This window comes from Actinomyces sp. HMSC065F12 (genome assembly GCF_001814535.1).
GTDB lineage: Bacteria > Actinomycetota > Actinomycetes > Actinomycetales > Actinomycetaceae > Pauljensenia > Pauljensenia radingae_A.
In genome coordinates this window covers 1-5670 of record NZ_KV816942.1, presented here as the reverse complement: position 1 = coordinate 5670, position 5670 = coordinate 1, and the positions used below count along the sequence as shown (strand labels likewise).

The following is a 5670-nucleotide window of genomic DNA, read 5'->3' as shown; positions in this document are numbered from 1 at the left end:
CCTTCCCGTGCACAAGCCCCTAAAAAGTAGCGCGGAAGTGCACATTCCCCTAAATCTTCGTGATCCGGTTTTCGCGCTATTTCTATAACCGCTGGTCAGAGCCTTGTTCCTTGTTGGCCTACCCGGCAGCACGGAGTTTAGCTAGGGGAATGTGCAAAATTCGCTTTAAATCTAGGGGTATGTGCACCGTTGCGCGGCAGTTTTAGGGGTATGTGCACAATTTGTCTTGAATCTAGGGGAATGTGCACTGAACGATCGCGCCGCCTCGGCCGGCCCCTCTGTACGAAAGGTCGCGGGCGGAGGTTTTCGGAATGCTGTCATACTTGATCATGCTACATAAGAAGTTGGCTATGCTGTGAGTGCAGTGATGCGCGCGGATCGTGTGAATGGCGTTCGTGTGCGGCGTGTGGAGAGTTCTCGTCCCACAACTCGGGTGAATCCAAAACTTACTCGGGTAAAAGAAAGGTCACGTGAGGGCAATGAGTACGAGTGGTGGAGTTCAAGAAAGCGGCGTGTTTTCGCGGCTTGTGAAGAACCGCAAGGCTATGGTCGTGGCGGTGTGCGTCGCGGTTGTCGTCGCACTGGTGGTGGCAATTATTGGCGTGAGCGCCTACCGCTCTCATGCGGCACACCAGGCGCGCAGCGAGTTTGACGCGGCGCAGTCGGTCGCCACTGGCGCATACACGTCCCTGACGGACGCGATCAGTGGGGGCGAACAGCTGTATGCCGACTCGGAGGGCAAGGTGGCTGACGATGATTCGAGCCGTGCTGACCTTCGCGCTGCACTGGACGAGGGAGCAGCACTGACGATGCCTGCCGCCCAGTCGGGCACTACCCGTGAGCTGGCTGATGGTGCGCAGTCGTTGAACGATTCGGCTGGAGTATTCACTGCTGCTGCCGACAAGATTGAGGGCGCCAGTGACAAGGTTCGCGCCGCGATGACCTCCCATTCGAAAGACCTGATGGTGGCTGCGCGCGACACTCTCAAGGCGGAAGTGGACAAAGCAATCAAGGTTCTGTCCGACACGACCGGCAAAGTGAGCGACGACGCGACACGCACCACGGCGCAACAAGCTGTGGACGAGGCGACAGCCCTGATCGGTCAGGCTGATGCTGTGAGCGGTGAGGCGGCTGACCCGTTCGACGAGATGAGCGTGAAGCTGACTGAGGCGACCGGCCAGGTGAAGGCTGCTGCTCAGAAGGTGTCGGATTCTCACGCCGCGTGGAAGAAGGCCGAGGAAGCCAAGGCTGCGGCCAGTGAACCTGCTGGCGACTCGGGTTGGGGTGGAGCTGACGTATTCGGAGCCTGACTACACGTCGGGCGGCGGCTACGTGGAGCCGGACTACTCCGCGCCCGCACCTGCCCCGAGCACTCCCGCGCCCAGTGGCGGGGACGAATACACGTGGGAGCTGGACGTGAACACTGACAGCGATTTCTGCGGTGAAATGGACACTAAAGGAAACGCGACCGGACGGTATTGCTAACCGTTCGATCTATTCGGGGGTCTGCTGGCTGGAATGCTGGCAGGCCCCTTTTGTGTTACTCGACTCACACGGCGCGGCGTGGGCTTCATGTTTGTCGCATTAGCGATAAGTGACGGAGGTTTTGCCGCTTCCGCCACTCTAGCTAGAGAAGAACAAGGAGTATCACAATGCAGCAGTCGACGCCCATTGGGCGAATAACAGGCCGTGTGGTCGCGATCCTCGTCGCGTTCGCGCTTGCCTGCGCCGGTGTGATAACGGCACAAAGACCCTCCCATGCGCTGTACTTCCTCGACAAGGGAATGCACATCCCGATCAGCGTGGGTGCGCAAGGAAGCGGCCAGGGATTCTGGTTCGGCCCCTGGGCATCTCCACAGGGCGTTCCAGGTGAGAACGTGTGGTGTATCGAAATGTGGAAATACAACCCGAAGCCAGAAGACAGCGCCACACTATCCAAGATGAGTGGCCCGCGCTCTTTCGCGCCAGCCGACCTGAAAGTCACCAACTCTCAGGCAGCATGGCTGCTCGACAAGTATCAGCCGACCCTGGATAAGAGACACGGCTCGGCACTTGGTTTTCTGATCCATCAGAATTTCGATCAGGACAATCTTGGACGCAACATCGCCCAGGACGTGAAAACCATGTACAACGACGTCAAGCGCGTCCAGCCCGACATCTTCTCCCTTGCTCAGGCAATGGCCACAGAAGCCCGCAATTCCGGCGGCTTCAACGCGAAAGATGCAACAGTGACCGGTGAGGGTGATCGTCAGGGCGCTATCCACAACATCGGTGCCGCCGATAACAAGGGCAACTGGATCGCCGGGGCAAACGCGAAAGTCACGCTGTCGGGTCCGGCTGTCTTCACGTCAACCGGCACGAACGTGTGGACCGGCAAAACGAGTAACAAGCCGATCAGCCTGGAGTGGCGCTCCACCGGAAACGGAACGGTCTCATTCGCAGCTCGATACAGTAAGGTCTCTCCTTACTCTCTGAACAAGGTGCATGTCAGCGGCCAAATCCAAGACACTGTCACCTACCCACCCAAGTTCCCCGGCGACCCTGAAGAAATCAACAAACCCGGCCCGCACTTCAAAGTCGTCTTCGACTTCCAGCCGCAAGCCACCACCGTGGCCGACCCCAAAGTCGGTGACGACGGCACCATCTCCGACAAGGTCACCGTCATGGCAGACCCCACCTACGGAGACGGCAAATGGGTCCAGATCGACGGCACATACGTGCCCGTCACCTTCGAAGGCACCGCTTACCACACCGGCATGACAAAACCCACCGTCGCCGACACAGGACCGAGCAGCGCCGGAGCAAATTGTTGCTGAATATGCGCGACACACTGTCCGAAGCGGCCTCAAGCTTGGCGCTGCTCAAGAGCCCTGATGCTGGTCAGCAGCTGTCTATCGCAGCGGAATTTGCGCGCTGACATGCTGGACGGTTGTCCCGACCTGTGTGCGACGAACGATGAGGAGGAAGGACTTGTGGGGCCTCCCCGTCGATACATCATGCAGATCGTGGACGACGACGGTATCGACGCACTGACCATGCGACGGCTCGGACGCGATCTCGGCGTCGATCCGATGATGATCTACCGGCATTTTTCCAACAAGGTGGCGGTGCTTGACGGCCTGATGGAGGTCATGTGGCGCGACGTCACCGTACCGGCAGCCGCCCAGGCAACACCTTCGTGGCGCGAGCACCTGGTCGCTGTGATGCACACTTTGAGACGCGCATTGCTCAGACACCCTCGTGCCATCTCAATCGTCGGCACACGCCCCGCAACCGGACCGGAACTATTCGCCCTGATGGAATGCCTGCTGACGTCTCTCGCGGAGGCAGGAATGCCTGTGAACTCCCAGGCCGCCGACCAGCTGAACGCTCTGGTGAACTACACGGTTGGCCATGTCCTCGCAGAGGCGGGGGAGCCAGTGGGCGGCGAGGCCGACCAGATGAGCCACCAAACGGTACTTCCAGCCTCGTTTCCGCACCTCGCAGCCGTGTTCAACAGCGGGTGGCGCTACGATGCAGACCGTCAATACGACGATGCGCTGCGAGCAATGGTGTACGGCTGGAGCGAAGCTACGAGGGAGGCCGACGGCGCACTGACCGAGGGAAAGAGCACGAACGCCGAGGGTGGCGCGACTGCCTCGCAAGCCATGTTGGATGGACGCGACTGAGATGAGTACCGCTGCACCCACCGGCACGCCTTCTCCAACCGACGCACCGCCACCAACTGGCGGGCCTCAGGGGCTAACTCGTCTGCACCGACCAGTACTCCGACGCTTACCAACTCACACGAACGCGAAGGCCGACGCCGCTTCGCCCTGATCTGGCTGGCGCAGCTGATCGCCAAGACTGGCAACGGCTTGACACCGTTCGCTCTGACCATCTATGCCTACCAGCACACCGGCTTGAGCACGTCGGTCGCGCTGATCACGCTGGCAGGGTTCCTGCCCGCCGTCCTGTTGGCACCGCCCGCCGGAGTGCTTGCCGATCGATTTGACCGCACACGCCTGATGGCGATCGGCAATATTATCTGCGCCGTTGCACTTGGTCTGGTGTGGGCAACAATGCGCATGGCCGCAGACAACATGGAAGCGCGCGAACCTGCAGATCACACACAGCAGGCGGGGCAGACGCTGCTGCGCGTGCAGGGCCTGACGAAGACCTTTTCGACGACGGAGCCGCCCACGCAGGTGCTGCGAGGCATCGACCTGGAGGCGCCGCGCGGACAGTTCGTGGCCGTGATGGGTGCGTCAGGTTCGGGGAAGTCCACATTGTTGTATTGCATGAGCGGAATGGATCGACCCACCGGCGGTTCCGTCGAACTGGCAGGGCGTGAACTCACCGAGTTGAACGACCAGCAGATGAGCCACGTGCGCCTGCATGAGATGGGTTTCGTTTTCCAACAGGCGCACTTCCTGAAGAACTTCACGATTCGCGACAACATTGCGCTGCCCGCCTTGAAAGCTGCCGGACGGTCAGGGACGAGGGCGGCCGAGGAACGCGTCGACGCACTGATGGAGCGATTCGACATTGGCGCAGTAGCTGATCATGAGATCACCCAGGTATCCGGGGGACAGCTCCAGCGCGCCACCATCTGTCGCGCACTCGCCACCCAGCCATCGATCGTGTTCGCTGACGAGCCAACCGGTGCGCTGAACACCTCCATGACCGGTGAGGTGCTGGAGGCGCTTGAGGAAGCACATCAGGATGGCACCACCATTGTCATGGTGACACATGACCCGGTGTGCGCTGCGCGCGCGGACCGGATCGTCTACCTGCGTGACGGGGTGATCGTGGATGCCATTGACAGCAGGAAACTCGATAGGAGGCACGAGGGCGACGCGGCTGACCGGGATGACTACTGGGAGGCCAGGACACGAGAACTGATGAGATGGCTGCAGTCCAAAGGATTCTAGCGTTGCCGTGATGCGGCAGGATGGTTCCTTCATGAGCGCTCGCAGCGGGCGTGACCTACAGTGGTGGATGACGACGGACAAATACGGCGGACACATGAGGAGGCTGCCATGGCTGGACTGAAGGTGGGGGACAAGGCTCCTGAATTCACTTTGGATTCCACGCACGGCACTGTGTCACTGACTGACATGCTGGCTCGTGCTGCACGCGGCGTGGTGGTGTACTTCTACCCGCGTGCGTTCACGCCCGGATGCACCACCGAGGCGTGCGATTTTCGTGACTCGCTGGCCTCGCTGCAGGGCGCAGGATATGAGGTTGTCGGCATCAGCAAGGATGACATGGCGGCGCTGGAAAAGTTCGAGGCAAACCAGTTACTGACATTTCCGCTGCTGTCAGATCCGGAAGGCACCGTGATTGACGCCTATGGGGCCTTTGGCGAAAAAATGAGTTTCGGCCGCAAAATTCTGGGACCAAAACGTTGCACATTTGTCGTCAACCCTGACGGCACAATTGCCCTTGCACAATATGGCGTCAGGGCTTCAGGCCACGTCAAGCGTCTGCGCAGGGAACTCGGCATCGACTGAGTCGTACAGGGACGGTCTGCGCCTGCAGGTCTGGAGGGCAGGTGCCCGTGTCCCAAACGAGGCGCGACAGCTCTATGCGCGTGTCGGCTGAAGGTGTGACGTGTGTTTCATGGACGGGATGCCGTGCAAACTCGTATATACGTTGTGTGGATGAATTTGATGGGGCGCATGATGC

The 5670-nt window shown here is 60.2% G+C and carries 6 protein-coding genes; all 6 read left to right on the top strand.

Annotated features, from left to right (window positions below; translation table 11 throughout):
* Positions 1-479 precede the first annotated feature (479 nt).
* The 6 genes from HMPREF2975_RS01030 to HMPREF2975_RS01005 all read left to right on the top strand — a co-directional run bounded on the left by HMPREF2975_RS01030 (position 480) and on the right by HMPREF2975_RS01005 (position 5495).
* On the top strand, positions 480-1310 hold the full coding sequence (locus tag HMPREF2975_RS01030; RefSeq protein WP_141757235.1) for a hypothetical protein: 831 nt from the start codon (positions 480-482) through the stop codon (positions 1308-1310).
* A complete protein-coding gene (locus HMPREF2975_RS01025; RefSeq protein WP_070725219.1) occupies positions 1285-1485 on the top strand; it encodes a hypothetical protein in 201 nt (66 codons plus the stop codon). Before HMPREF2975_RS01030 ends, HMPREF2975_RS01025 begins: the two co-directional genes overlap by 26 nt.
* Before the next feature lie 167 nt (positions 1486-1652).
* On the top strand, positions 1653-2816 hold the full coding sequence (locus tag HMPREF2975_RS01020) for a hypothetical protein (RefSeq protein ID WP_070725217.1): 1164 nt from the start codon (positions 1653-1655) through the stop codon (positions 2814-2816).
* Between the two features lie 102 nt (positions 2817-2918).
* Positions 2919-3668, top strand: coding sequence for a TetR/AcrR family transcriptional regulator (locus HMPREF2975_RS01015; RefSeq protein WP_070725215.1), 750 nt, complete (start codon positions 2919-2921; stop codon positions 3666-3668).
* Between the two features lie 147 nt (positions 3669-3815).
* Complete coding sequence (locus HMPREF2975_RS01010; RefSeq protein ID WP_227469079.1) at positions 3816-4913, top strand: MFS transporter; 1098 nt, start codon at positions 3816-3818, stop codon at positions 4911-4913.
* A gap of 108 nt (positions 4914-5021) precedes the next feature.
* On the top strand, positions 5022-5495 hold the full coding sequence (locus HMPREF2975_RS01005; protein WP_070725212.1) for a peroxiredoxin: 474 nt from the start codon (positions 5022-5024) through the stop codon (positions 5493-5495).
* Positions 5496-5670 lie beyond the last annotated feature (175 nt).

Excerpts from the sequence above, each read along its gene's own strand:
- HMPREF2975_RS01030 (WP_141757235.1), top strand. The coding sequence starts at position 480 with ATGAGTACGAGTGGTGGAGTTCAAGAAAGCGGCGTGTTTTCGCGGCTT.
- HMPREF2975_RS01020 (WP_070725217.1), top strand. The coding sequence starts at position 1,653 with ATGCAGCAGTCGACGCCCATTGGGCGAATAACAGGCCGTGTGGTCGCG.
- HMPREF2975_RS01015 (WP_070725215.1), top strand. The coding sequence starts at position 2,919 with ATGCTGGACGGTTGTCCCGACCTGTGTGCGACGAACGATGAGGAGGAA.
- HMPREF2975_RS01005 (WP_070725212.1), top strand. The coding sequence starts at position 5,022 with ATGGCTGGACTGAAGGTGGGGGACAAGGCTCCTGAATTCACTTTGGAT.